Genomic DNA, 24,064 nt, shown 5'->3' on the forward strand with positions numbered 1-24,064 from the left:
GTTGGGCCCCCGCCCGGGTGGCTCAGGGCCGGCCCAGGATGCGGGCGACGGTGGCCACGTTGTGGGCCAGGTGCAGCGGGTTGATGGTGCCGACGATGGCACTGTTCACACCCGGGTGGGCAAACAGCAGCTCGAAGCTGGCCTGCACCGGGTCGACCCCGGGGGCCAGGCAGACATGCCCGCTGGCCAGGGCTTTCTTCACCAGGATGGCCTTGCCGTGCTCGGCAGCGTAGTCCAGCACCGGGCGCTCCGCCTGCTCGTTGAGGTTGTAGGTGACCATGGCGCAATCGCCCTGTTCCAGGGCTTTCAGGCCACCGGCAACGGTTTTGCCAGAGAAACCATAGCCGAGAATCTTGCCCTCCTGCTTGAGTGCGGCAAGGGTTTCATAAACCGCTTCGTGATCGAGGATCGCCAGGTCATTGCCGTCGGAGTGCACCAGCACCAGTTCGATGCGGTCGGTTTCCAGGCGCTTGAGGCTGCGCTCCACCGAGCGGCGGGTGTGCGCGGCGCTGAAGTCGAAGTGCGACTGGCCGTCGTCGAATTCTTCACCGACCTTGCTGACGATCACCCAGTCGTCGCGCTGGCCACGCAGCAGCGGGCCCAGGCGCTCTTCGCTGCGGCCATAGGCGGGCGCGGTATCGAGCAGGTTGATGCCCAGCTCGCGGGCTTGCGCGAGCAGCAGGGCAGCGGCTTCGTCATCGGGGATGGTGAAACCGTTGGGGTATTTCACGCCCTGGTCGCGGCCGAGCTTGACCGTGCCCAGGCCCAGTGGCGAAACCCGCAGGCCGGTGCTGCCCAGTGTGCGGTGATGGTCGTGCAGGGTCGGCAGGCTCATGGCAGCAGTTGCTCCCAGGCCGGCACGCCCAGTGGCGGGCGCGGCAGGTCGGTGAGGTCGGGGCGGGCGGCCGGGCGAATGCCGTCGCGCTCGAGGCTGGCCAGCACGCGGTCGGTCAGGTCCGGCGCCAGGGCCAGCTTGGTCGGCCAGCCCACCAGCAGGCGCTGCTGCTCGGCTAGGAAGGCGTTGTCCGGGCGCACCAGGCCTGATTGCCCAGGTTCGGCACGGTCGATGCGCAGTGTGGCCCAGCGGATCAGGCTCTGATCGACCCAGGGCAACAGACCGGCGACTTCTTTTTGCGCGGCGGCAATCTGCGCGGCCGGTTCGCGGGCGACACCGTCGGCTTCGGCGAGGTCGCCACCGAGGTACCACACCCACTGGCCGTCGGCCGCCGGGTGGGTGGTGACGGTGATGCGCGGCTTGGGCCCGCCGCCCAGGCAGTGGGCATATAGCGGCTTGAGGTTCGGGCCTTTGGCCAGGACCATATGCAGCGGGCGGCGCTGCATGGTCGGCTGGTTCAGGCCGAGGGCGTGCAGCAGGTCCTCGGTGCCGCCACCGGCACTGAGGACGATGCGCTGGGCGCGGATCTCGCGGCCATCGACGTTCAGCCCGACCAGTTCGTCGCCCTCGCGCAGCGGTTCGATGCGCTCGCCGGCCAGCAGGCTGTCACCGGCCAGCTGCGCCAGGTTGGCCAGCAGGCTGGGGACGTCGATGACCAGTTCGGCCAGGCGGTACACCTTGCCCTTGAAGGCGCGGTCCTGCAGGGCGGGCGGTAGTTGCTCGCCCTTGACCTGGTCGACCCGGCCACGCACGGCCTTGCTGGCGAAGAAGCTGGTGAGGTTGCCGGCCAGGGTGCCAGGGGACCAGAGGTAGTGGGCATCGGACAGCAGGCGGGTGCCGGTCAGGTCCAGCTCGCCGGTGCCGGCGAGGGCTTCGCGCCAGCGCCGCGGCATGTCGGCGATGGCCTCGGAGGCGCCGGTCAGGGCGCCGTGCAGGGCGTACTTGGTGCCGCCGTGGATGATGCCTTGCGACTTGATGGTCTGCTCGCCGCCCAGGCTGGCGCGCTCCACCAGCACAGTCGAATAACCCTGCTTGCGCAGGCGGGCATTGAGCCAGAGGCCGGCGACCCCGGCACCGACGATCAGCACGTCGGTGGAAATGGCGGATGGCATGCGGGCACCTCTAAAGCTGAGACAGGTGCGCAGTATACAGGCCCTCGCCAGGCACAGGTGCCTTGTGGATCAATGCCCGGCGGTGTTGGAAAACACCTGGATCACCACCACCCCGCCGACGATCATGGCCATGCCCAACATTGCCGGCACATCCAGCTTCTGCCCATAGATCACCAGCGCGGCGACGCTGATCAGCACGATGCCCAGCCCCGACCAGATGGCGTAGGCGATGCCCACCGGGATGCTGCGCACCACCAGGGTGAGCATCCAGAACGCCACGCCATAGCCACAGATCATCAGCAGCAGCGGCAGCGGCGTGCTCAAGCCCTTGACCGCTTTCATGGAAGCAGTGGCGATGACTTCGGCGCAGATGGCGATGGCGAGATAGGTATAGGCATTCATGGTTCGGTTCCTCCGTTGCTGGTCGGGCATTCTAGGGGAAGCTGGGATGGGGTAAAGTCATTACCTATCTGTAATGGAGATAGGTTGGCCATGACCGAACACTGGAACCTGGAGCAACTGCGCCTGTTCGTGCGCACTGCCGAACTGCGCTCGTTCTCCGCCGTGGCGCGTGAGCAGCGCAAGGCGCAGTCGGCGGTGAGCACGGCCATTGCCCTGCTTGAGACGGACCTGGGCGTGACCCTGTTCGAGCGCAGCAGTGGCCGCCAGCCGCGCCTGACCGAAAGCGGCGCGGCCTTGCTGGAGGATGCCCGTGAACTGCTGCGCCAGTGCGAACGCCTGGATGGCCGGGCGCTGGCCCTGATGCGCGGCCAGGAAGCCTTGCTGCGGGTGGCCCAGGATGAGGCGATGCCCTATCAACCGGTGATCGACAGCCTCGACGAACTGGCCGCCCACTACCCCTTCCTGGAAGTGCAGCTGGCCAGCGGCGCCCAGGGCGATGTGGCGCGCAAGCTGGTGGAGCGACGTGCCGACCTGGGCCTGTTCTTCCACCACGAGAGCATTCCCTCCTCGCTGGAGCGGCGCGCCCTGGGCAGCGTTGAGATGGTCACTGTGTGCGCCATCGGCCACCCGTTGGCAGGGCAGGGCAAGGTCAGCCGTCAGCAACTGGCGCGTCATCGCCAGTTGCTGATCACCCCACAGCAGAGCGGTTATCCGGGCGGCGAGGCGATCAGCCCGCAGGTCTGGCGTGCCGACAGCTTCTACGCCATGGCCGAGTTGCTGATGCGCGGCCTGGGTTGGGCCTGGTTGCCGCGCCACGTGGTGCAGTACCCCACCTACCAGGCACAGATGGTCGAGCTGGACAGCGAGTGGCGCCCGCCCGCGCTGGTGGCCGAGCTGGCCTGGCGCCGTGACGAGCCGCTGGGGCCGGCGGCGCAATGGCTGGCCGAGCGTTTTGCCGTGCACCTGCGTGCGATCGGGTAAACTCCGCCGCCATGAACAGAACCCTCTACTCCCTGCTGTTTCACCTGGGCCTGCCGCTGGTCGCGCTGCGCCTGTTCCTGCGCGGGCGCAAGGCGCCGGCGTACCGTGCGCGCATCAATGAGCGCTTCGCCTGCAAGCTACCGCCGCTGAAGCAGGGCGGGATCTGGGTGCATGCGGTGTCGGTGGGCGAGAGCATCGCCGCCGCGCCCTTGGTTCGCGCGCTGCTCAAGCAGTACCCGGACCTGCCGATCACCCTGACCTGCATGACCCCGACCGGTTCGGAGCGCATCCGCGCGATGTTCGAGGGCGAGCCGCGGGTGCAGCACTGCTACCTGCCCTATGACCTGCCATGGGCGGCCGGGCGCTTCCTCGACCATGTGCGCCCGAAGCTGGGCATCATCATGGAAACCGAGCTGTGGCCGAACCATATCCACCAGTGTGCCAAGCGCGGCATCCCGGTGGCGTTGGCCAATGCGCGGTTGTCTGCGCGTTCGGCCCGGGGCTACGGTCGCTTCGCCGGGCTGACCCGGCCGATGCTGGAGGAAATGAGCCTGATCGCCGTGCAGACCGAGACCGAGGCCGAGCGCTTTCGCAGCCTTGGCGCACGCAGCGAATGCGTGCAGGTGACGGGGTCGATCAAGTTCGACCTGAAGATCGATGAGCAACTGCTGCCCCGCGCCCGGGCGTTGCGCGAGCAATGGGGGGCGGCGCAGCGCCCGGTGTGGATCGCCGCCAGCACCCATGACGGCGAGGACGCGCTGATCCTCGAGGCGCATCGGCAACTGCTCCAGGTGCACGGCGATGCGCTGCTGATCCTGGTGCCGCGCCACCCCGAGCGCTTCAATGCGGTACATGCCCTGTGCAGCGCCGGGTTCGCCACGGTGCGCCGTTCCACCAGGGAGGCGGTTCAGGCCCAGACCCAGGTGCTGCTGGGCGACACCATGGGCGAGTTGCTGTTCCTCTATGCCCTGGCCGACATCGCCTTTGTCGGTGGCAGCCTGGTGGCCACTGGCGGGCACAACCCGCTGGAGCCCGCGGCGCTGGCGTTGCCGGTGCTGATGGGGCCGCATGTGTTCAACTTCCTCGAGATCAGCGCGATGCTGCGTGAGGCGGGGGCGTTGCAGCAGGTGGACGATGCCGAGGGGCTGGCCGGGGAAGTGCGGCGCTTGGTCGAGCTGCCCCAGGATGCCCGACGCATGGGCGAGGCGGGCAGGGCGGTGATGCAGGCCAATCAGGGGGCGTTGCAGCGGTTGCTGGATGGGTTGGGGCAGTTCATTCGCTGACATGCTCACTGGCCTCTTCGCGGGTAAACCCGCTCCCACAGGTACATCACAAGGCTCAAGGCCAGTGGTGTACCTGTGGGAGCGGGTTTACCCGCGAAGAGGCCTGCGCCGATATCAAGGCCTGCGTTCGAAGTTCTTCGCCGCCGCCGCCGCCAGGTCCGGTGGCAGGAAGTCCTTGTCCGGGTTGTAGTCGGCCTTCAGGTACCGCCCCAGGTCCTGCAGATCCTGCGGGCTCAATGTCCCCGCCGCCTGCTTCAGGCGCAGGTTGTCGAGGATGTAGTCGTAGCGGCTGTTGTTGTAGTCGCGCACCGAGGTGTACAGCTGGCGTTGGGCATCCAGCACGTCGACGATGTTGCGGGTACCCACCTGGTAGCCGATTTCGGTGGCTTCCAGCGCACTCTGGTTGGAGATGATCGACTGCTTGCGCGCCTGCACCTGCTCCACGTCGGTGTTCACCGCGCGGTGCAGGTTGCGGGTGTTCTCCACCACCTGGCGGCGCAGGCTCTCGCGCTGCTGCTCGCTCTGGCTCAGGCGCTGGTAGGCCTCGCGCACCTGCGAGCTGGTCAGCCCGCCGCTGTAGATCGGAATGTTCAACTGCAGGCCGACGCTGGTCTGCTCCACATCGCCGCCGTAACGGATGCCGTTCTGCGAGGGGTTGGTGAAACCGAGGCTGTCGTTGTCGCCCTTCTGGTACTTGGCCACCGCATCGAGGGTCGGCGCGTGGCCGGCCTTGCGCTGGCGCAGGGTCTCTTCGGCGGCATCGACCGCGTGGTTGGTGGCCAGCAGGTTGAGGTTCTGGCGCCCGGCGGTTTCGACCCAGGCCTTGGCGTCGTTGGGGGTCGGCACCTGTATCGGCAGGGTGTGGACCACGCCCTGGATCGAGCTGTACTGGCGGTTGGTCAGGGTGATCAGTGCTTCGAAGGCGTCCTGCACCTGGCGCTCGGCGATGATCCGGTTGGCCCGGGCGGTGTCGTAGCTGGCCTGGGATTGCAGCACGTCGGTCTTGTCCGAGAGGCCGACGTCGAAACGCTCGTTGGACTGGTCCAGCTGGCGCTTGAACGCGGCTTCCTCGGCTTTGGTCGAGGCCAGGTTGTCCTGGGCACGCAGCACGCTGAAGTAGTTCTCAGCGGTTTGCAGGATCAGGTTCTGCTCGGTGGCCGACAGCTCCAGCGCGGCCTGCTCGTTGACGGCTTCGGCGGCTTGCAGCTGGAACCAGCGATCGGCGCGGAAAATCGGCTGGGCCAGGGTGGCGCTCCAGGAATTGCCGCTGCGGTTGGAGGTGATCGACGGGTCGTCGATCTTGGTGCGGGTGTTCATCATTTCGGCACCGGCCGACAGGTTGGGCAGCAGGCCGGCGCGGGCTTGCGGCACCACTTCGCGGCGGGCGCCGTAGTCGGCGCGGGCGGCGGCCAGGTCGGCGTTGTTGTCGACCGCTTCCTGGTAGACGCTGACCAGGTCGGTCTTGACCGTGGTCGGCGTATCCACTGCCCACGCCACTCCGTGGGTCGCACAAGACACGGCAATCGCCAGTGAGAGTTTGCGCAGCATAGGGCAATCCTTGATCAAGATTTAATTACTGTACTGTCGGGTATCGAGCGGTGCGCCAGTGTAGTGCCACGCGCAGGCATCAACAATCCACTGTTTGTGCCATTTGTCATGCCCCCAAATACCTGCTTGGCTTTGCCGACCACTCCAGCTTAGACTGCGCAGGTTCTTGTCGGGGTGCCTTGATGCAAAGGCTGAGATCGCAAAGTTGCGGATCCCGTTGAACCTGATCAGGTTAGCGCCTGCGTAGGGAACAAGATTGCTCTCACTTCCCGGGAGCCTCTTGTGCCAGGTCCGGGATCGTCACAGCTGCATGCAGCTCATGGCACCCCATATCCGGCACTGCACTCGTCACCACGAGTGCGTCCGCGCCTTTCAGGTTCACCCCGACATTCCGCCCGCTAGGAAGCTGTCTGGAGAGCCTGTGATGAGCAAACAAGAAAAAATTATCAGCCTGAGCGAGTCGGCCCAAGTCGACCAACAGTCCGTACAACCCCTGCCCAATTCGCGCAAGGTCTACGTCGAAGGTTCGCGCCCCGACATCCGCGTGCCCATGCGTGAAATCAGCCTGCACGACACCCCCACCGACTTTGGCGGCGAAAAGAACGCCCCGGTGCTGGTGTATGACACTTCCGGCCCGTACACCGACCCCAACGTCGTCATCGACGTGCGCAAGGGCCTGGGCGATGTGCGCTCGGCGTGGATCGACGCCCGTGGCGACACCGAGCGCCTGGAAGGCCTGAGCTCCAACTTCGGCCAGCAGCGCCTGAACGATGCCGAGCTGACCAAGCTGCGCTTTGCCCATGTGCGCAACCCGCGCCGCGCCAAGCCCGGCGCCAACGTTTCGCAGATGCACTACGCCCGCCAGGGCATCATCACCGCCGAGATGGAATACGTTGCCATCCGCGAGAACATGAAGCTGCAGGAAGCCCGCGCCGCCGGCCTGTTGAGCCAGCAGCACGCCGGCCACAGCTTCGGTGCCAACATCCCGAAAGAGATCACCCCCGAGTTCGTCCGCGAAGAAATCGCTCGTGGCCGCGCGATCATCCCGGCCAACATCAACCACACCGAACTCGAGCCGATGATCATCGGCCGCAACTTCCTGGTGAAGATCAACGGCAACATCGGCAACAGCGCCCTGGGCTCCTCGATCGAGGAAGAAGTGGCCAAGCTGACCTGGGGCATCCGCTGGGGTTCGGACACGGTCATGGACCTGTCCACCGGCAAGCACATTCACGAAACCCGCGAGTGGATCATCCGCAACTCGCCGGTACCGATCGGCACCGTGCCGATCTACCAGGCCCTGGAAAAGGTCAATGGCGTTGCCGAAGACCTGACCTGGGAGCTGTTCCGCGACACCCTGATCGAGCAGGCCGAGCAGGGCGTGGACTACTTCACCATCCACGCCGGCGTCTTGCTGCGCTACGTGCCGCTGACCGCCAAGCGGGTTACCGGCATCGTCAGCCGCGGCGGCTCGATCATGGCCAAGTGGTGCCTGGCGCACCACAAAGAGAACTTCCTGTACACGCACTTCGACGAGATCTGCGAAATCATGAAGGCCTACGACGTCAGCTTCTCGCTGGGCGACGGCCTGCGCCCGGGCTCGATCGCCGACGCCAACGACGCCGCCCAGTTCGGTGAGCTGGAAACCCTTGGCGAGCTGACCAAGATCGCCTGGAAGCACGATGTGCAGTGCATGATCGAAGGCCCGGGCCACGTGCCGATGCAGCTGATCAAGGAGAACATGGACAAGCAGCTGGAGTGCTGCGACGAGGCGCCGTTCTACACCCTCGGCCCGCTGACCACCGACATCGCACCGGGCTACGACCACATCACTTCGGGCATCGGTGCGGCGATGATCGGCTGGTTCGGTTGCGCCATGCTTTGCTACGTCACGCCCAAGGAGCATCTGGGCCTGCCGAACAAGGATGACGTCAAGACCGGCATCATCACCTACAAGATCGCCGCCCATGCCGCCGACCTTGCCAAGGGCCACCCGGGCGCGCAGATCCGCGACAACGCGCTGTCCAAGGCACGCTTCGAGTTCCGCTGGGAAGACCAGTTCAACCTCGGCCTGGACCCGGACACCGCGCGCTCGTTCCACGACGAGACGCTGCCCAAGGAGTCGGCCAAGGTTGCGCACTTCTGCTCGATGTGCGGGCCGAAGTTCTGCTCGATGAAGATCACCCAGGAAGTGCGTGAGTATGCCGCGAAGATCGACGCCGTCGATGTGACGGCCGAGCAGGGCATGCGCGAGCAGGCCGAGCGGTTCCGCCAGGAAGGCAGCCAGCTGTACCAGAAGGTCTGATCCACAGATCCACGGCGGTGCGCTTCGCGCACCGCATCGCTGGCAAGCCAGCTCCCACAGGGACCGCATCAGGCCCTTGTGGGAGCTGGCTTGCCAGCGATTGGAGCAACCCAATCCTTTTGCCGAGCGCCGCGAGCATGACCACACCCAGCCACTTCTCCCCCGACCACCCGGTCCCCCTCCATCACCGCCAGTTCGGCGCCCGCGACCTGTTCTCGCTGTGGTTCTCCCTCGGCATCGGCCTGATGGTCCTGCAGGTCGGCGGGCTGCTGGCCACGGGCCTGGGCCTGGCCGGGTCGATCCTGGCGATCACCCTGGGCACGGCGGTGGGCGTGTTGCTGCTGGCGGCGGCCGGGGTGATCGGCAGCGACACCGGGCTGTCGGCCATGGCCACCCTGCGCCTGTCGCTGGGCCGCCACGGCGCGCGCCTGCCGGCGCTGCTCAACCTGCTGCAACTGGTGGGCTGGGGCTCGTTCGAGATCATCGTCATGCGCGATGCCGCGAGCCTGCTGGGCGCGCGAACCTTCGGCGAGGACAGTGGCTGGAACAGCCCGCTGCTGTGGACCTTGTGCTTTGGCGCCCTGGCCACCTTGCTGGCGGTCAGCGGGCCCTTGGCGTTCGTGCGCAAGGTGCTGCGCAAGTGGGGGATCTGGCTGCTGCTCGGCGCTTGCCTGTGGCTGACCTGGAACCTGTTCGCCAAGGCGGACCTGGCCGAACTGTGGCGCCGCCCTGGTGACGGGTCGCTGTCGCTGGCGCTGGGCTTCGATATCGTCATCGCCATGCCGCTGTCGTGGCTGCCGTTGATCGCCGACTATTCGCGTTTCGGCAAGCGCGCCAGCCGGGTGTTCGGCGGTACCGCGCTGGGCTTCTTCATTGGCAATGCCTGGCTGATGAGCCTGGGCGTGGCCTACACCCTGGCCTTCGCCCCGAGCGGCGAGGTGAATGCACTGCTGCTGGCCCTGGCTGGCGCCGGGCTGGGCATTCCGCTGTTGCTGATCTTGCTCGACGAGTCGGAGAACGCCTTTGCCGATATTCACTCGGCAGCGGTTTCAACCGGCCTGCTGGTGAAAATGAAGGTCGAGCACCTGGCGCTGGCCATCGGCGTGCTGTGCACCCTGATCGCACTGTTGGCGCCCTTGGCCCAGTACCAGAACTTCCTGCTGTTGATCGGCTCGGTGTTCGCGCCGCTGTTCGGCGTGGTGCTGGTGGACCACTTCGTGGTCCGCCGTCGGCGCCTGCCGGCGCTGGTCGACGGGCTGCATTGGCAAGCGCTGCTGGCCTGGGCGGTGGGCGTGGCGGCTTACCATGTCATGGCCAATGAGGCGCCGGAGCTAGGGGCGACCCTGCCGGCACTGCTGCTGGCAGGGGTGCTGCACGGGTTGCTGTCGATCAGCCGCGGCCGGGAAACAGCTCAGGCCTGATCACGCCGTTGAGGCGCGGGTAGGGGATTTTCAGCTCGACGTGGCCCATGGAGTAGGGCGCGATGGCATAAACCTCGTATTTCACGATCACCGCGCCGTAGGTCAGGGCAATGTGCGGCGACTGCTTGAACGGCCAGGTCTTGACGAACTCGGGGTCCTTGTCCACGCCGGTGCTGATCTGCCAGGCGCGGTGGGACTCCTCGACGGTCTTCCAGAAGGTCTCTTTCTGGCCGGGCACCAGCATGTCGTCCAGGGTCAGCACCTTGTCCAGCTTGCGCGAGTAGTTGATGAAGCCGCGCCCGGGCATGCCGTGGGCGCCGCCGCTGTCGAGGTAGCTGGACAGCTCGACGATCACCAGCCCGTCATGCTGCTCGCGTACCTTGGCTTGCAGGTAGCTGCTGTTGCGCTTGTCGGCGCGGGCCAGGTACTGCTGCTCATAGGCCTGCAGCGAGGCTGGCGGGGTGCCGCGCTGGTTGTCCTCGGTCAGTTGCAGCAGGCGTTTTTCGACGATGGCGTCGAGCTTGGGCAGTGCCGGGAAGTGCACGGTGTCGATGTTCACCAGCGGGCAGTCGCTTTCGCTGCAGCCGGGTTTTACATGCTCCCAGGCGTCGCGCTTGACCTCGAGCGGTGCCCGGTAGTTGGGCGTGAACAGGCTCTGGCAGGCGCTCAGGGCGACTGCCAGCACGGCCACGGAAGTCAGTTTGACTAGCGTCATGATGATCCTTGCACAACGGTGATGATCGGCCTTGGACCGCCTGCGCGGCCTTCAGTTCGCCACTAAGCTAACAGAGAGCGTAGCGCCTGTCCCGAGTGCCCGAACGGTCGCCACAAAGGGATGAAACCGGGCGGCGCGCAGAGTAGGATTGCGCGATGCGGTAAACGAGGTAATAAGGAGTTTGCATGACGGACACGTTGAATTCGGTGCCCAGCCAGATCGAGATCGCGAAGCGCGAGCAGTTGTTCAAGGGCTTCTACAAGCTCGACAAGCTGCACCTGCGCCATGAACTGTTCGCCGGGGGCATGAGCCGTGAGTTCACCCGCGAGCTGTTCGTGCGCCATGACGCGGTCTGCGTGCTGCCCTACGATCCGCAGCGCGACGAAGTCGTGCTGATCGAGCAGTTCCGGGTGGGCGCCATAGGCAAGGTGGCCAATCCGTGGCTGATCGAGATGGTGGCCGGCCTGATCGACAAGGACGAACAGCCGGAAGAAGTCGCCCATCGCGAGGCCGATGAAGAAGCTGGCCTTACCTTCAGCGCGCTGTGGCCGATGACCTGCTACTTCCCGTCCCCGGGCGGCAGCGATGAGTACGTTCATCTGTTCCTCGGCCGTTGCGTCAGTGAAGGGGCCGGTGGCCTGCATGGCCTGGAAGAAGAAAGCGAGGATATCCGCGTGCGGGTGTGGGCGTTCGAGGATGCGTTGCAGGCGGTGCGCGACGGGCGCATCTGCAATGCCGCGGCGATCATCGGCCTGCAATGGCTGGCGCTCAACCGTGACGAAGTACGAGGTATGTGGAAGTGAACCTGCTGCGCGAGCGCTATCGAGTCGACCTGGTCGGGCTGCAGACGGCCTGTGAGGCCAACTACGCCCGCCTGATGCGCCTGCTGCCGGAGATGCGCACCACGCAAAGCTCGCGGCGCATCGGCATGACCCAGGGCGATCAGATGCTCGGTGTGCTGGTGCTCGAAGTGCTGTTGGCCTGCCCCTATACCACCACCCTGCGGGTGCGTCAGGAACACAGCCTGCCGTGGTTGCCGGTGCCTGAGCTCGAGGTGCAGGTGTATCACGACGCGCGGATGGCCGAAGTGGTCAGCGCCGAGCATACCCGCCGCCTGCACAGCATCTACCCGTACCCCAACACGGCGATGCACCAGCCCGACGAGAAGGCCCAGCTCAACCTGTTCCTCGGCGAATGGCTCAGCCACTGCCTGGCCTGTGGTCACGAACTGGCGACCGTGCGCTGAAATGTGACGCCCGTCGGCTTCGAGTATTTGCTCCAAAGCGATCCATCGCCATAATCCGTGCTGAATCCGTTCGAGGAGACGGCCGTTGCCGCAAGCACTTTTCGCAGAGTCACCCGTTCATGTGGTGCAACTGACCGATGCCCATCTGTTCGCCGATCCCGCTGGGACGCTGCTGGGGCTCAATACCCGCGACAGCCTTGAACATGTGGTGACGCAGGTGCGCTGGGAGCAGCCGCGCATAGACCTTTTGCTGTGCACGGGGGACCTGTCCCAGGATGCCAGTGTGGCCTCCTATGAAGCATTCCGCGAGCTGACCGCCGGGTTCGGTGCGCCGGCACGCTGGTTGCCGGGCAATCATGACGAAGCCCAGGTAATGGCCAAGGTGGCGCCGGAGCTGATCACGGCGGTGACCGATATCGGCGCCTGGCGCATCGTGATGCTCGATTCGGCGGTGGTCGGTGCCACGTTCGGGCTGCTGGCTGAAGACCAGCTGGCCACGCTGGATCAGGCGTTGGCCGATGCCGGTGAGCGTCATTGCCTGGTGTGCTGCCACCACCAGCCGGTGGATATCGGTTGTGCGTGGATGGCGCCGATCGGGTTGCGCAATGCTGACCAGCTTCTGCTGCTAGTAAAACGTTATCCACAGGTGAAAGCGCTGCTCTGGGGGCATGTTCACCAGGAATGGGACCAGGTGCGCGAGGGTGTGCGCTTGCTGGCCACGCCCTCGACCTGCATTCAGTTCGCGCCGGGCAGCGAGGACTTCCAGGTGAGTGAAGAGCAGCCGGGGTATCGCTGGTTGCGTTTGCATGCCGACGGGCGGGTGGAGACCGGGGTGGAGCGGGCGCGGGATTTTGTGGTGAAGCTGGATTTCGACAGCCCAGGCTACTGAGTCCAAGCGGGAGATGGGGGCCAATCCTGTGGGAGCGGCTTTAGCCGCGAAGCAAGCGACGCGGTGGATGGCACCGGCTTTGCCGGTGTTCGCGGCTAAAGCCGCTCCCACAGTGTCCGTGTTGAATCACAGGCTGATGATTTTTCCATGCAAGCCGCAGCGCGCATTTTGAAGAATGTGTTGCGAAAATCCCTGCACTGAACCAATGCTCCTCGAACAGGCTACACTGCGCGTCTTTGCGTCCGGGGGCAGCATGTCGGGTTCCATCCTTTATATCCATGGCTTCAACAGCTCGCCGCTGTCGAAGAAGGCCCGCCAACTCGAGGCGGTCATGCAGCAGATCGGCCTCACTGACCAACTGCGCGTCCCAGCTCTGCATCACCACCCGCGCCAGGCCATCGCGCAGCTGGAGGCGGCTATCGGCGAGCTCGGCGCGCCCTTGCTGGTCGGCAGCTCGCTGGGCGGCTACTATGCCACCCACTTGGCCGAGCGCCACGGCCTCAAGGCCCTGCTGATCAACCCGGCGGTCGCCCCGCACCGGTTGTTCGATGGTTATCTCGGCACCCAGCGCAACCTGTATACCGACGAAGCCTGGGAGCTGACCCACGACCATGTGCAGGCCCTGGCCGAGCTGGAAGTGCCTGCCCCGCTGGATGCCAGCCGCTATCAAGTGTGGTTGCAGACCGCCGATGAAACACTGGACTATCGCCAGGCCGAGCGCTATTACCGAGCCTGTGCCCTGCGCATCCAGGCCGGCGGCGACCACAGCTTCCAAGGCTTCGCCGAACAGCTCCCGGCGCTGCTGAGCTTTGCCGGTATTGCCCGTGGGCAGTATGCGGCGTTGGACTTTTCTGTACTTTGAGCTTTTTGCATTCACCTGACTGACGACGAGACCCCATGGCCAATCCCAGCGCTAGCGCCTATAACGCAGACGCCATCGAAGTCCTCTCGGGCCTTGACCCGGTCCGCAAACGCCCGGGCATGTACACCGACACCAGCCGGCCGAACCACCTGGCCCAGGAAGTCATCGACAACAGTGTCGACGAAGCCCTGGCTGGCCACGCCCGTTCGGTGCAGGTGATCCTGCACGCCGACCACTCGCTGGAAGTGTGCGACGACGGCCGCGGCATGCCGGTGGACATCCACCCCGAAGAGGGCGTGTCCGGTGTCGAACTGATCCTCACCAAGCTGCATGCCGGCGGCAAGTTCTCCAACAAGAACTACCAGTTCTCCGGCGGTTTGCACGGCGTCGGTATTTCGGTGGTCAACGCCCTGTCCACCCAGGTGCGGGTGCGTGTGAAGCGCGATGGCAACGAGTACCAGATGACCTTTGCCGACGGCTTCAAGGCCAGCGAGCTGGAGGTGGTCGGCACCGTCGGCAAGCGCAACACCGGCACCAGCGTGTACTTCACGCCTGATCCCAAGTACTTCGACTCGCCCAAGTTCTCCATCAGCCGCCTCAAGCATGTGCTCAAGGCCAAGGCCGTGCTGTGCCCGGGGCTGTCGATCAGCTTCGAAGACAAAGGCACCGGCGAGAAGGTCGAGTGGCACTACGAGGACGGCCTGCGTTCCTACCTGGTCGACTCGGTCAGCGAATACCTGCGCCTGCCCGACGAGCCGTTCTGCGGCAGCCTGGCCGGTAACAAGGAAGCGGTCGACTGGGCCCTGCTGTGGCTGCCGGAGGGCGGCGACAGCATCCAGGAAAGCTACGTCAACCTGATCCCCACCGCGCAAGGCGGCACCCACGTCAACGGCCTGCGCCAGGGCCTGCTGGATGCCATGCGCGAGTTCTGCGAGTTCCGCAACCTGCTGCCGCGTGGGGTCAAGCTGGCCCCGGAGGACGTCTGGGAGCGCATCAGCTTCGTCTTGTCGATGAAGATGCAGGAGCCGCAATTCTCCGGCCAGACCAAGGAGCGCCTGTCGTCCCGCGAGGCGGCGGCGTTCGTCTCTGGCGTGGTCAAGGACGCGTTCAGCCTGTGGCTCAACGCCCACCCCGAGCTGGGCATGCAACTGGCCGAGCTTGCCATCAGCAATGCCGGCCGCCGCCTGAAGGCGAGCAAGAAGGTCGAGCGCAAGCGCGTCACCCAGGGGCCGGCGCTGCCGGGCAAGCTGGCTGACTGCGCAGGCCAAGACCCGATGCGCGCCGAGCTGTTCCTGGTCGAGGGTGACTCCGCCGGTGGTTCGGCCAAGCAGGCACGGGACAAAGAGTTCCAGGCGATCCTGCCGCTGCGCGGCAAGATCCTCAACACCTGGGAGGTCGATGGCGGTGAAGTGCTGGCCAGCCAGGAAGTGCACAACATCGCCGTGGCCATCGGCGTCGATCCGGGTGCCACCGACCTGACCCAACTGCGTTACGGCAAGATCTGCATTCTTGCCGACGCCGACTCCGACGGCCTGCACATCGCCACCTTGCTGTGCGCGCTGTTCGTCCAGCATTTCCGCCCGCTGGTCGAGGCCGGTCACGTCTACGTGGCCATGCCACCGCTGTACCGCATCGACTTGGGCAAAGAGATCTACTACGCCCTCGACGAAGCCGAGCGTGATGGCATCCTTGATCGCCTGGTCGCCGAGAAGAAGCGCGGCAAGCCGCAGGTCACCCGATTCAAGGGGCTGGGCGAGATGAACCCGCCGCAGCTGCGCGAAACCACCATGGACCCGAACACCCGGCGCCTGGTCCAGCTCACGCTCGACGACCTGGCGGGTACCACCGAGATCATGGACATGCTGCTGGCCAAGAAGCGCGCCGGTGACCGCAAGAACTGGCTGGAGACCAAAGGCAACCTGGCCGAGGTCCTGGTTTGATTCGTCCGCTCCTGGCACTTTGCCTGGCGTTGTCGATGTTGCCGGCCCTGGCGCAGGACTGGCCGGAGCTCAAGCTCACCCGCGAGCACCCGGTCGACGGCATGCGTGGCGGTAACCTGTCCGGCCTGGCGGTGTGCCGCGGGGCGTTGTGGGCGGTGTCCGACCGCGACGATGACCGCATCTATCGCCTCGACCAGGGCGATAGCACCTGGCGCGCCGAAGCGCTGGTGTTTACCCCGCCCGCGGCGCCGGACACCGGCCTGCCGTGGGGGCTGAAGTCGCGCAACTGGGCCGCATCGTTCATCCGTGGCGGGGCGCTGGATTTCGAAGGGATCGCCTGTGATCAGGCCGGTAACTTCTATGTCGTCAGCGAAGCGCACGCGGCGGTGCTGCAATTGCCAGCCTCGGGTGAACCGAACTGGTTGAAAATTGATCAGTCGATGGTCCGCCAGGCCCGTGCCAGCGGCATGCTGCTGCACTTCAATGCGTTGTTCGAAGGCCTGGCGGTCAATCCGGCGGGCGACCGCCTGTGGCTGGCCGCCGAGCGCGAGCGCCGTGGCCTGCTTTCGGTGCAGCGCCAGCAATCGGTATGGGCCTGCGGGCGCAGTTGCGTGATGTTCAGCGAGGCCGGCGTCGAGATGCAGCCAGCCCAGTTCCCGGGGGCACGCGCGCTGTCGCGGGACTTCGCCGACCTGGCGCTGTTCGACGGCAAGCTGTTCACCCTGGAGCGCAATGCCTACCGCATTTGCCGGCGGGATGCCGACAGCGGCGCGGTCGAGCGCTGCTGGTCGTTTGCCGCCGACGCGTTGCTGGCGCCCCGTCAGTACGATCAACCCTACGGCCTTGCCGAAGCGCTGGTGATCGACAAGGACGGCGCCTGGATTGGCGTGGACAACAACAATGGCGTGCGCGCCGATGGTGAAGTGCGGCCGATCGTCTGGCGCTTCGCCGCGCCACAGGGCGGCTGGAGCGGCAAACCATGAGCCAGGCACCGGGCAAACGTGCGGGCAGGGTGCTGATGGTGCTGGCCTGGGCGGCGGCGATGTTCCTTGCCACGCGTTTTTTCGGCGAGTGGGAAGCGCGCCAGGAAAACCCGAACAGCGAAGTGCAGAGCACCCAGGGCGATGGTTTCGTCGAAGTGCGCCTGCTGAGCAACGGCCAGGGGCATTTTGTCGCCGATGGCGCGATCAATGGCCGGGTGGTGCATTTCATGCTCGACACCGGGGCCACCGACGTGGCCATCCCCGAGGCGCTGGCCCGTGACCTCGATCTGGCCCGTGGTGCACCCGTGACGCTGAGCACCGCCAATGGCCGCACGGAAGGTTACCGCACCCGTATCGACAGCCTGCTGCTGGGCGATATCCACCTGCGCGACGTGCGCGCCCTGGTGGTGCCCGGTCTCGACGGCCAGGCCGTGCTGCTGGGTATGAGCGCCCTCAAACAACTTGAATTTACCCAGCGCGGCGGCACCATGCTGCTGCGCCAGAACCTGAAATGACGAGGCCCGCATGAGCGACTCACTCGAACTCAGCCTGGACGGTGTCGAACGCCGTTCCCTGGCTGACTTCACCGAACAGGCCTACCTCAACTACTCCATGTACGTGATCATGGACCGCGCGCTGCCGCACATCGGCGACGGCCTCAAACCGGTGCAGCGCCGTATCGTCTATGCCATGAGCGAGTTGGGGCTCGATGCCGATTCCAAGCACAAGAAGTCGGCGCGTACCGTCGGCGACGTGCTCGGCAAGTTCCACCCCCACGGCGATTCGGCCTGCTACGAAGCCATGGTGCTGATGGCCCAGCCGTTCAGCTACCGCTACACCCTGGTCGACGGCCAAGGTAACTGGGGTGCGCCGGACGATCCGAAGTCGTTCGCCGCCATGCGTTACACCGAGGCGCGCCTGTCGCGTTACTCCGAAGTGCTGCTCAGCGAGCTGGGCCAGGGCACGGCCGACTGGGTGCCGAACTTCGACGGCACCCTGCAGGAGCCGGCGGTATTGCCGGCGCGCCTGCCGAATATCCTGCTCAACGGTACCACCGGCATCGCCGTGGGCATGGCCACCGATGTGCCGCCGCACAACCTGCGCGAAGTGGCCAGTGCCTGCGTACGCCTGCTCGACGAGCCCAAGGCCACGCTTGAGCAGCTGTGCGAACACATCCAGGGGCCGGACTACCCGACCGAGGCCGAGATCGTCACCCCACGCGCCGACATCCTCAAGATGTACGAGAGCGGCAAGGGCTCGATCCGCATGCGTGCGGTGTACCGCGTCGAAGACGGCGATATCGTCGTCACCGCGCTGCCGCACCAGGTCTCCGGGGCCAAGGTGCTGGAGCAGATCGCCGCGCAGATGCAGGCCAAGAAACTGCCGATGGTCGCTGACCTGCGCGACGAGTCGGACCACGAGAACCCCTGCCGCATCGTCATCATCCCGCGCTCCAACCGCGTCGACGCCGCCGAGCTGATGCAGCACCTGTTCGCCACCACCGACCTTGAGAGCACCTACCGGGTCAACGTCAATATCATCGGCCTCGACGGCCGTCCGCAGCTCAAGAGCCTGCGGGCATTGTTGCTGGAGTGGCTGGAGTTCCGCATCGGTACCGTTCGCCGCCGCCTGCAGCACCGCCTGGACAAGGTCGAGCGCCGCCTGCACCTGTTGGAAGGCTTGCTCAAGGCGTTCCTCAATCTGGATGAAGTGATCCACATCATCCGCACCGAAGAGCACCCGAAGCAGGCGCTGATCGAGCGTTTCGAGCTGACCGAGATCCAGGCCGACTACATCCTCGAAACGCGCCTGCGTCAGTTGGCGCGCCTGGAGGAGATGAAGATCCGTGGCGAAACCGACGACCTGCTCAAGGAGCAGAAGCGCCTGACCACGCTGCTGGGCAGCGATGCCAAGCTGCGCAAGCTGGTACGCAGTGAACTGATCGAAGATGCCGAAACCTACGGCGACGATCGTCGCTCGCCGATCGTCGAGCGGGCCGAAGCCAAGGCCCTGTCGGAAAACGAGCTGATGCCGACCGAGCCGGTCACCGTGGTGCTGTCGGAGAAGGGCTGGGTGCGCTGCGCCAAGGGCCACGACATCGATGCCACGGGGCTTTCGTACAAGGCCGGCGATGGCTTCAAGGCCGCTGCCGCCGGGCGCTCCAACCAGTTTGCCGTATTGATCGACTCCACCGGGCGCAGCTACTCGGTGGCTGCCCACAGCCTGCCGTCCGCCCGTGGCCAGGGCGAGCCGTTGACCGGCCGCCTGACGCCGCCGCCGGGCGCTACCTTCGAGTGCGTGCTGCTGCCGGACGACGATGCCCTGTACGTGGTGGCGTCCGACGCCGGCTACGGCTTCGTGGTCAAGGGTGAAGACCTGCAGGCCAAGAACAAGGCCGGCAAGGGCCTGCTGAGCCTGCCAAACGGTGCCAAGGTCATGACCCCGCGCCCGGTGGCCGACCGCGAGCAGGATTGGCTGGCGGCAGTGACCACCGAAGGGCGCCTGCTGGTGTTCAAGGTCGCCGACCTGCCGCAGCTGGGCAAGGGCAAGGGCAACAAGATCATCGGCGTGCCGGGCGACCGGGTGGCCAGCCGTGAAGAATATGTCACCGATCTTGCGGTGGTCAGCGAGGGGGCGACCCTTGTTTTGCAGGCTGGCAAGCGTACCCTGTCTCTGAAACCGGACGACCTCGAGCATTACAAGGGTGAGCGCGGTCGCCGTGGTAGCAAATTGCCACGTGGTTTCCAGCGTGTCGATGCACTGCTGGTGGAAACCCCGGCATAAGCGGGTAGCACGTCTGCAGCGGCGCTTTCGGCGCCGTTGCAGGCGGAAATGCTGGAGTCGGGCCGCTATTTCGCGGATGATAGTGCACTTGTGGCGCCGGCGTGGCCGAGTGCCCGGATGAATTTACGTGAGTATCACTGCGGTCAGTCTTGAGGCGACCGCCTGGATGGGATGAATGAAATTTCTGCGCCTTCCATTTGCGCTGTTGATGACTGGGCTGCTGGGCCTGAGCGGATGCAGCATGCATCAGCCGGTCGCCTTGTATCAGCTCGACAGCGGTGACCCTGGCCAGCCTTCGCAGGCGGCGGGCATGGCGGTGGTGCTTGGCCCTGTTTCGGTGGCCGACTACCTGCAACGCGAAACCTTCCTGCAGCGCCAGACCGACGGCAGCCTGACTGCGGCGACCGACGGGCGCTGGGCCGGTAGCCTTTCGTCGGACATCGATCAGTTGCTGGTGCGCCAACTGGCATGGCGCCTGGACAGCCAGCGCGTGGTGCTGGCGCCCGCCAGTGCCGGTTTCACCCCGGACGTGCAGGTGCTGCTGACCATCACCCGCCTGGATTCGGGCAAGAACCAGCCGGCGATCCTGGATGCGCAATGGCGTGTACTGGACCGTCGTGGCCAGGTGCGCGACAACCGCATCGTTCACCTTGAGCAGCCGCACCAAGGCAGCGAATCGGCCCAGGTGCAGGCCCAGGGGCAGTTGTTGCAGAAGCTCGCCGAGCAGCTCAGCAACACGGTCAAACCATTGGCCAACCAGCCGGCCATCGCCGAGGAAGCGCCCCGCAAGCAGGCGGCGCCGGTACAGGTGAAGAAGGAACCGGAGAAGTCGAAGATCCCGATGGCTTCACCGATCCGCACCGATATGGAAGTCTATCGGTTCTGATCCGCCAGACATGAAAAAGCCCGCAGCGATGCGGGCTTTTTTATTGCCTCGGTCTTCGCCGGCACGCCGGCGAAGAGGTTCAGCCAATCATCAGCTGCGCGCGTCGCGATCGCGCAGGCCCAGCAGGTACAGCACGCCATCCAGGCCCAGCGTGGAGATTGCCTGCTTGGCCGACTGGCGCACCAGCGGCTTGGCGCGGAACGCCACACCCAGCCCGGCCAGCGACAGCATTGGCAGGTCGTTGGCGCCATCGCCCACGGCGATGGTCTGCTCCAGCTGCAGCCCTTCCTGATTGGCCAGTTGTTGCAGCAGCTCAGCCTTGCGCTGGGCGTCGACGATCGGCTCGACGGCCACGCCGGTGACTTTGCCATCGACCACTTCCAGCTCGTTGGCAAACACGTAGTCGATGCCCAGGCGTGCCTGCACCTGCTTGGCGAAGTAGGTGAAGCCACCGGAAAGAATGGCGGTCTTGTAGCCCAGGCGCTTGAGTTCGGCGAACAGGTGTTCGGCACCCTCGGTCAAGCGCAGCGACGCGCCGATCTGCTCGAGTACGCCAACGTCCAGGCCCTTGAGCAGCGCCATGCGCTCCTTGAAGCTGGCGCGAAAATCCAGCTCGCCACGCATGGCACGCTCAGTGATCTCCGCCACTTGCTCGCCCACGCCAGCGGCCTTGGCCAGCTCGTCGATCACTTCGGCCTCGATCAGCGTGGAGTCCATGTCGAACACGGCCAGGCGGCGGTTGCGGCGGAACAGGTCGTCGCGCTGGAAGGCGATGTCGATGTTCAGTGCTTCGCACAGGGCAAAGAAATCGGCACGCAGGGCCTGGGCATCGGTTGGTTCGCCACGCGCGGAAATCTCCAGCGCGGCCTTGCCGTTATCGGCATCGGCATCCAGCGCCACACGGGCGGACAGGCGCTCGATGCGTTCGATGGTCAGACCGTACTGGCTGATGATCGCGCTGACCCGCTGCAACTGCTCCGGGGTGACCCGGCGGCTGAGCAGGGTGATGATATGGCGCGCCTCGCCCTGGCTGTCGGCCCAGTGCTGGTAATCGGCTTCGGAGATCGGCGTGTAACGTGCTTGCAGGTTCAGCTCGTGGGCCTTCGATTGCACGCTTTGCAGCAGCCCGGTGGCGACCTCGTTGTCGGGAATGTCGACCAGGATGCCGAACGACAGCGTGCCGTGCATCACCGCCAAACCGATGTCGAGGATGTTCACACCGCCCTGGAGCAGGACGCCGGTGATGGCAGCGGTAAGACCTGGACGGTCTTCACCAGTGATGTTGATCAGGACGATTTCGCGCAAGACCGGGCTCCGACTTCGATGAAAAATGCGCATTCTACCGATTTTCCGTGACCATCGGGCGCCAACGATACTTTGCCGACAAAACTCTGCTCGCTATACTGCGCAGCACTTTCTCGCCATTAAGAGCCGCGCTCTGTGAACCGGCCCACGCCCGTCAAAACCGACAACTTCTTCCTGATGATCTACCGAGCCCTCAGCCAGCGCCGAATCCCCCTGGCCCTGCGTATCGCCAGCCATAACATCTTCCTGGTGGCCCTGGCCCTGGTGATCTATGCCTGCGTGATGGGTTTGCAGTTCAAGCAGGCCATGCATGAGCAGGCCGATGCCGTTGGCCAGAGCCTGACCACGCAGACCGCCACCTCCGCCACCGAACTGCTGGTGTCCAACGACATCCTCAGCCTCAATGTGCTGCTCGGCAACCTGGTGAAGAACCCGCTGGTGGCGCACGCCGCCATCTACAGCGTGGACAACCGCATCCTCGCCGAGGCCGGCCAGCGCCCGCGCAACAGCCTGCTGGGCGAGGCAGAAGGGTTGTACCAGACCAAGATCACCTTCCAGGACGTGACCGCCGGCCAGCTGCGCATCAGCCTGGATATGAGCCAGTTCCAGCAGCCGATGCTGATCAGCCTGCAGAGCATGGGCATCCTTGCCGCCATCCTGCTGGCGCTGGCCCTCACTCTGAGCCTGCGCCTTGGCCGTTTCATCTCCACCCCGCTGTTGCAACTGCGGGTCTGGCTGCGTGACCCGCACCCCTACACCCCGGCCATCGACCGCCAGGACGAAATCGGCGACCTGGCCCGCCAGCTGCACGCCCGCCTCGCACCGCCACCGCCGCCGGAGCCAGAGGTCGAGGAAGAAGACGACTTCGACGACGCGCCGGTAGCGCCAAAGGCCGCCCCGCGCGCCAGGCCCGCCGTGCACGAGGCTGACGACGATGACGAAGCCTTTGCCGGCCTGATGGACGAAGAAACCGCCCCCGCCAAGCCGATCGCCGTCGAGTCGAACGAGCCCCAGAGCAGCGCCGTGCTGGCGGTCCAGCTGGGCTCCCAGGAGCAACTGCGCCGCCTGCCGCGCACCCGCCTGGCCGAGCTGCTGGAACGCTACAACGACTGCCTCGACCAGGCTGCCTCGCTGTATGAAGGCGAAGTGCACACGCTGAGCGACGGCGGCACCCTGCTGCTGTTCCACAGCCGCGACTCTGGCGAGGACTACCTGACCAACGCCATCTGCTGCGGTGAGCTGCTGCGTGCCCTGGGCCATGCCCTGCAGATCGAGGTGGCCGATAGCGGCATCACCCTGCAGCTGCAACTGGGCCTGGTGCTGGCCGATGACCTGCAGGGCCTGGATCAGGTTGACCTGCTGATGACCGAACAGGCCCAGGACGCCCTGGCGCTGTCGCAGCACAGCCGCAACCTGCTGCTGGTGGAGCGGCGCATCAGCGACGATGCCCTGGTGCGCCAGCGTGCGCGCATCCGCCCGATCGCCAGCCCCGAGGGCGCGAGCTGCGTCGAGCGGTTGATGGAGCCGTACCCGTCGATGCTGGAACGCCAGCTGGCGCGGATGCACGAACGCCGCGCCTGATACGCCATGCACCAAAAGAAAAGGCCCTGCAGATGCAGGGCCTTTTTCATTGCAGCGGCGGATCAGGCCTGGGCTGGCTGCGCCAGCAGTTCACCCATGCGCACGGCAGAGGCTGCGCCGAGGTTTTCAGCCCACTTCACCTGCTCTGGCCCGAACAGCACGATAGCCGTGGAGCCCAGCTTGAAGCGCCCCAGTTCGGCGCCTTTCTCCAGGTGGATCGGTGCGCGGCTGGCTTCGTCGTAGCGGAAGGTCTTGAGCTCGCGCTTCGGTGGCGTGACCAGGCCGGCCCAGACGGTCTCGATCGAGGCGACGATCATTGCGCCAACCAGCACTACCGCCATCGGCCCACGCTCGGTGTCGAACAGGCAGACCACGCGCTCGTTGCGGGCGAACAGCTCGGGGACGTTCTCTGCGGTGGTCTGGTTGACCGAGAACAGCCGGCCCGGCACGTAGACCATCTCGCGCAGGGTGCCGGCCAGCGGCATGTGCACGCGGTGGTAGTCCTTGGGCGACAGGTAGATGGTGGCGAACTCGCCGCCCATGAAGGGGGCGGCCAGGGCCGGGTCACCGCCCAGCAGCTCAAGGGCGCTGAAGCTGTGGCCCTTGGCCTGGAAGATGCGGCCATGCTCGATCGGGCCGAGCTGGCTGACCGCGCCGTCGGCCGGGCAGAGGATGGCGCCGGGGGTCTCGTCCAGCGGGCGGGCGCCGGGCTTGAGGGCACGGGTGAAGAAGGCGTTGAAGTGCTCGTAGGCAGTCAAGTCTTCGACCAGCGCTTCGGACATGTTGACCTGGTAGCGCTTGGCGAACCAGGCGGTGAAGGCATTCTTGAACCAGCGCGCGCGGCATTCGGCGACGCAGCCGGCCAGGCGCGACAGCAAGTGGTGCGGCAGCAGGTGCTGGCTGATGATGAACAAACGGGATTTCAT

Annotated in this window: 21 protein-coding genes and 1 riboswitch; of the genes, 14 read left to right on the forward strand and 7 right to left on the reverse strand. The window is 65.6% G+C overall.

The annotated features are described in order from the left end of the window. Positions 1-22: 22 nt before the first annotated feature. The 3 genes from ACQ4N9_RS03590 to ACQ4N9_RS03600 form a co-directional block, all read right to left on the reverse strand. On the reverse strand, positions 23-835 hold the full coding sequence (locus ACQ4N9_RS03590) for an aldo/keto reductase (protein ID WP_390965877.1): 813 nt from the start codon (positions 833-835) through the stop codon (positions 23-25). Next, entirely contained in the window at positions 832-2,007 is a 1,176-nt protein-coding gene (locus tag ACQ4N9_RS03595) for an NAD(P)/FAD-dependent oxidoreductase (RefSeq protein WP_125465782.1), read from the reverse strand. The genes ACQ4N9_RS03590 and ACQ4N9_RS03595 overlap by 4 nt, the downstream gene beginning before the upstream one ends. Before the next feature lie 69 nt (positions 2,008-2,076). Then, positions 2,077-2,409, reverse strand: a complete 333-nt coding sequence (locus ACQ4N9_RS03600; protein WP_011535981.1) for a DMT family transporter — start codon at positions 2,407-2,409, stop codon at positions 2,077-2,079. Positions 2,410-2,499: 90 nt separating this feature from the next. Between ACQ4N9_RS03600 and ACQ4N9_RS03605 the strand changes: the two genes are divergently transcribed. Both ACQ4N9_RS03605 and waaA read left to right on the forward strand, forming a co-directional pair. After that, the gene (locus ACQ4N9_RS03605; RefSeq protein WP_125860690.1) at positions 2,500-3,390 is read left to right on the forward strand and encodes a LysR family transcriptional regulator; all 891 of its coding nucleotides are present in this window, start codon (positions 2,500-2,502) and stop codon (positions 3,388-3,390) included. A gap of 11 nt (positions 3,391-3,401) precedes the next feature. Continuing rightward, on the forward strand, positions 3,402-4,673 hold the full coding sequence (gene waaA, locus ACQ4N9_RS03610) for a lipid IV(A) 3-deoxy-D-manno-octulosonic acid transferase (protein WP_390965880.1): 1,272 nt from the start codon (positions 3,402-3,404) through the stop codon (positions 4,671-4,673). A 114-nt stretch (positions 4,674-4,787) separates the two neighbouring features. Here waaA and ACQ4N9_RS03615 read toward each other — a convergent pair whose 3' ends face one another. Then, entirely contained in the window at positions 4,788-6,221 is a 1,434-nt protein-coding gene (locus tag ACQ4N9_RS03615) for a TolC family outer membrane protein (RefSeq protein WP_125465779.1), read from the reverse strand. A 160-nt stretch (positions 6,222-6,381) separates the two neighbouring features. After that, positions 6,382-6,488: riboswitch (TPP riboswitch) on the forward strand. Positions 6,489-6,645: 157 nt separating this feature from the next. On the opposite strand from ACQ4N9_RS03615, the gene thiC reads away from it, so the two are divergent. Continuing rightward, entirely contained in the window at positions 6,646-8,526 is a 1,881-nt protein-coding gene (gene thiC / locus ACQ4N9_RS03620) for a phosphomethylpyrimidine synthase ThiC (RefSeq protein ID WP_390965882.1), read from the forward strand. Positions 8,527-8,663: 137 nt separating this feature from the next. After that, complete coding sequence (gene cytX / locus ACQ4N9_RS03625; RefSeq protein WP_390965884.1) at positions 8,664-9,947, forward strand: putative hydroxymethylpyrimidine transporter CytX; 1,284 nt, start codon at positions 8,664-8,666, stop codon at positions 9,945-9,947. Here the strand turns inward: cytX and ACQ4N9_RS03630 are convergent. Continuing rightward, positions 9,916-10,662 (reverse strand): RsiV family protein, encoded by a 747-nt coding sequence (locus tag ACQ4N9_RS03630; RefSeq protein ID WP_110996471.1) that lies wholly within the window; start codon positions 10,660-10,662, stop codon positions 9,916-9,918. The genes cytX and ACQ4N9_RS03630 overlap by 32 nt on opposite strands. 185 nt (positions 10,663-10,847) lie before the next feature. Between ACQ4N9_RS03630 and ACQ4N9_RS03635 the strand changes: the two genes are divergently transcribed. The 9 genes from ACQ4N9_RS03635 to ACQ4N9_RS03675 all read left to right on the forward strand — a co-directional run bounded on the left by ACQ4N9_RS03635 (position 10,848) and on the right by ACQ4N9_RS03675 (position 20,252). After that, positions 10,848-11,465, forward strand: coding sequence for an NUDIX domain-containing protein (locus ACQ4N9_RS03635; RefSeq protein ID WP_390965886.1), 618 nt, complete (start codon positions 10,848-10,850; stop codon positions 11,463-11,465). Next, positions 11,456-11,908 (forward strand): DUF1249 domain-containing protein, encoded by a 453-nt coding sequence (locus tag ACQ4N9_RS03640; RefSeq protein ID WP_110996469.1) that lies wholly within the window; start codon positions 11,456-11,458, stop codon positions 11,906-11,908. The genes ACQ4N9_RS03635 and ACQ4N9_RS03640 overlap by 10 nt, the downstream gene beginning before the upstream one ends. An 85-nt stretch (positions 11,909-11,993) precedes the next feature. Then, complete coding sequence (gene cpdA, locus ACQ4N9_RS03645) at positions 11,994-12,797, forward strand: 3',5'-cyclic-AMP phosphodiesterase (protein WP_390965888.1); 804 nt, start codon at positions 11,994-11,996, stop codon at positions 12,795-12,797. Between the two features lie 253 nt (positions 12,798-13,050). Beyond that, positions 13,051-13,659: a YqiA/YcfP family alpha/beta fold hydrolase gene (locus tag ACQ4N9_RS03650; RefSeq protein WP_390965891.1), complete on the forward strand. Its 609-nt coding sequence runs from the start codon at positions 13,051-13,053 to the stop codon at positions 13,657-13,659. Positions 13,660-13,694: 35 nt separating this feature from the next. Next, positions 13,695-15,599 (forward strand): DNA topoisomerase IV subunit B, encoded by a 1,905-nt coding sequence (gene parE / locus ACQ4N9_RS03655; RefSeq protein ID WP_110996466.1) that lies wholly within the window; start codon positions 13,695-13,697, stop codon positions 15,597-15,599. Next, complete coding sequence (locus ACQ4N9_RS03660) at positions 15,596-16,582, forward strand: esterase-like activity of phytase family protein (protein ID WP_390965894.1); 987 nt, start codon at positions 15,596-15,598, stop codon at positions 16,580-16,582. Before parE ends, ACQ4N9_RS03660 begins: the two co-directional genes overlap by 4 nt. Further along, a complete protein-coding gene (locus tag ACQ4N9_RS03665; RefSeq protein ID WP_125860677.1) occupies positions 16,579-17,097 on the forward strand; it encodes a retropepsin-like aspartic protease family protein in 519 nt (172 codons plus the stop codon). The genes ACQ4N9_RS03660 and ACQ4N9_RS03665 overlap by 4 nt, the downstream gene beginning before the upstream one ends. Positions 17,098-17,107: 10 nt before the next feature. Next, on the forward strand, positions 17,108-19,366 hold the full coding sequence (gene parC, locus ACQ4N9_RS03670) for a DNA topoisomerase IV subunit A (RefSeq protein WP_258643407.1): 2,259 nt from the start codon (positions 17,108-17,110) through the stop codon (positions 19,364-19,366). A gap of 175 nt (positions 19,367-19,541) precedes the next feature. Then, positions 19,542-20,252 carry a PqiC family protein gene (locus tag ACQ4N9_RS03675; protein ID WP_110996462.1) on the forward strand — a complete coding sequence of 237 codons (711 nt, stop codon included), beginning with the start codon at positions 19,542-19,544 and terminating at the stop codon, positions 20,250-20,252. A 90-nt stretch (positions 20,253-20,342) separates the two neighbouring features. Here the strand turns inward: ACQ4N9_RS03675 and serB are convergent, their stop codons facing one another. Next, the gene (gene serB / locus ACQ4N9_RS03680) at positions 20,343-21,557 is read right to left on the reverse strand and encodes a phosphoserine phosphatase SerB (RefSeq protein WP_390965897.1); all 1,215 of its coding nucleotides are present in this window, start codon (positions 21,555-21,557) and stop codon (positions 20,343-20,345) included. 135 nt (positions 21,558-21,692) lie between these two features. Between serB and ACQ4N9_RS03685 the strand changes: the two genes are divergently transcribed. Then, on the forward strand, positions 21,693-23,138 hold the full coding sequence (locus tag ACQ4N9_RS03685; RefSeq protein WP_390965899.1) for a histidine kinase: 1,446 nt from the start codon (positions 21,693-21,695) through the stop codon (positions 23,136-23,138). Between the two features lie 62 nt (positions 23,139-23,200). Here ACQ4N9_RS03685 and asd read toward each other — a convergent pair whose 3' ends face one another. Then, the gene (asd, locus tag ACQ4N9_RS03690; RefSeq protein ID WP_110996147.1) at positions 23,201-24,064 is read right to left on the reverse strand and encodes an archaetidylserine decarboxylase; all 864 of its coding nucleotides are present in this window, start codon (positions 24,062-24,064) and stop codon (positions 23,201-23,203) included.

Source organism: Pseudomonas sp. ES1, from assembly GCF_050586605.1.
Taxonomy (GTDB): Bacteria; Pseudomonadota; Gammaproteobacteria; order Pseudomonadales; family Pseudomonadaceae; genus Aquipseudomonas; species Aquipseudomonas sichuanensis.

Bases quoted from the DNA above. Each gene is read 5' to 3' on its own strand.
- ACQ4N9_RS03600 (WP_011535981.1), bottom strand. From the start codon at position 2,409: ATGAATGCCTATACCTATCTCGCCATCGCCATCTGCGCCGAAGTCATC.
- asd (WP_110996147.1), bottom strand. From the start codon at position 24,064: ATGAAATCCCGTTTGTTCATCATCAGCCAGCACCTGCTGCCGCACCAC.
- ACQ4N9_RS03615 (WP_125465779.1), bottom strand. From the start codon at position 6,221: ATGCTGCGCAAACTCTCACTGGCGATTGCCGTGTCTTGTGCGACCCAC.
- cytX (WP_390965884.1), top strand. From the start codon at position 8,664: ATGACCACACCCAGCCACTTCTCCCCCGACCACCCGGTCCCCCTCCAT.
- thiC (WP_390965882.1), top strand. From the start codon at position 6,646: ATGAGCAAACAAGAAAAAATTATCAGCCTGAGCGAGTCGGCCCAAGTC.
- ACQ4N9_RS03675 (WP_110996462.1), top strand. From the start codon at position 19,542: ATGAAATTTCTGCGCCTTCCATTTGCGCTGTTGATGACTGGGCTGCTG.
- ACQ4N9_RS03590 (WP_390965877.1), bottom strand. From the start codon at position 835: ATGAGCCTGCCGACCCTGCACGACCATCACCGCACACTGGGCAGCACC.
- parE (WP_110996466.1), top strand. From the start codon at position 13,695: ATGGCCAATCCCAGCGCTAGCGCCTATAACGCAGACGCCATCGAAGTC.
- ACQ4N9_RS03630 (WP_110996471.1), bottom strand. From the start codon at position 10,662: ATGACGCTAGTCAAACTGACTTCCGTGGCCGTGCTGGCAGTCGCCCTG.
- waaA (WP_390965880.1), top strand. From the start codon at position 3,402: ATGAACAGAACCCTCTACTCCCTGCTGTTTCACCTGGGCCTGCCGCTG.
- ACQ4N9_RS03635 (WP_390965886.1), top strand. From the start codon at position 10,848: ATGACGGACACGTTGAATTCGGTGCCCAGCCAGATCGAGATCGCGAAG.
- ACQ4N9_RS03605 (WP_125860690.1), top strand. From the start codon at position 2,500: ATGACCGAACACTGGAACCTGGAGCAACTGCGCCTGTTCGTGCGCACT.
- ACQ4N9_RS03665 (WP_125860677.1), top strand. From the start codon at position 16,579: ATGAGCCAGGCACCGGGCAAACGTGCGGGCAGGGTGCTGATGGTGCTG.
- parC (WP_258643407.1), top strand. From the start codon at position 17,108: ATGAGCGACTCACTCGAACTCAGCCTGGACGGTGTCGAACGCCGTTCC.
- ACQ4N9_RS03595 (WP_125465782.1), bottom strand. From the start codon at position 2,007: ATGCCATCCGCCATTTCCACCGACGTGCTGATCGTCGGTGCCGGGGTC.
- ACQ4N9_RS03650 (WP_390965891.1), top strand. From the start codon at position 13,051: ATGTCGGGTTCCATCCTTTATATCCATGGCTTCAACAGCTCGCCGCTG.